This window comes from Robinsoniella sp. (assembly GCF_034124845.1).
Genome location: NZ_JAWYAJ010000130.1, coordinates 3,444 through 4,402, shown reverse-complemented (window position 1 = coordinate 4,402; position 959 = coordinate 3,444). Strand labels below are relative to the sequence as shown.

The window sequence follows — 959 nt, the reverse complement described above, 5'->3', positions numbered from 1 at the left end:
CAAACAGGGGGAAGGATTTATGAATGTATTAATCGCAGATGACGAATCAGCCGTTTTAGAAGGGCTGAAATATATTATTGACTGGCAGGCACTTGGATTTACCATTTGTGCAGAGTCAAAAAACGGGGAAGAAACCCTGGAAAAGATTTTACGTCTCCAGCCGGAACTGGTGCTTCTGGATATCCGCATGCCCAGACTATCCGGGCTGGAAGTGGTAAAACGCTGCCGGGAACAATCCTACAGCGGTAAATTTATCATACTAAGCGGATATTCCGATTTTACCTATGCCCAGACGGCAATGCGCCATGGTGTTGATTTCTATCTGACAAAACCAATTGATGAGGATGAGCTGGAAAATGCGGTAAAAAGTGTAAGGGACGACATTCTTAAAGCACATAAAAACCACACGGTTATGCTTCAATACCGGGAAAAAGCAAGAGATACCATTCTGCGGGATCTCCTGCTTAATCAGGTTGATTATTATTCCATTGACTATTCGGACCTGCATTTAAACTGCAGCGTATACCAGGCAATTATCTATGAAAGTTACAACCAGGATACCTTTCACAGCGCCTGGGACTTTGCCGGTCTGCTGAGAGTAACGAACCAGGATCATAATTCCTTTGAACATATTCAGCTGGACGGACAGGATATCATACTTTTGAAGGGGGAATTTGCCATCGAACGCTTTCAATACCTCCTTGCCCATTATGATAAGAACCCCCAGAAAGGTTCTCCCCTGGACTCCCTGTTTCTGACTTACGGAAGAAAGGTCTATCGTCTGGAACAGGTCCACTTATCCTATGAGGATGCGCTTTCTCTCTCCAAGCGGCGCTTTTTCTGTGAACAGAACCAACACGTGCTGGGCTTTAACAAGCTGCCTTTAGATGATCAGTTTACCTGGCAGATTAACCCAAATGAGGCAGAATCTTACAAGCAGCGCCTGTCCGATTACATCA

At 44.9% G+C, this 959-nt stretch carries 1 protein-coding gene; it reads left to right on the top strand.

What is annotated here, in order from left to right:
- Window positions 1–19 precede the first annotated feature (19 nt).
- A partial coding sequence (locus ACH2DQ_RS06280) for a response regulator (RefSeq protein WP_395026007.1) occupies window positions 20–959 on the top strand: 940 nt, incomplete at its 3' end.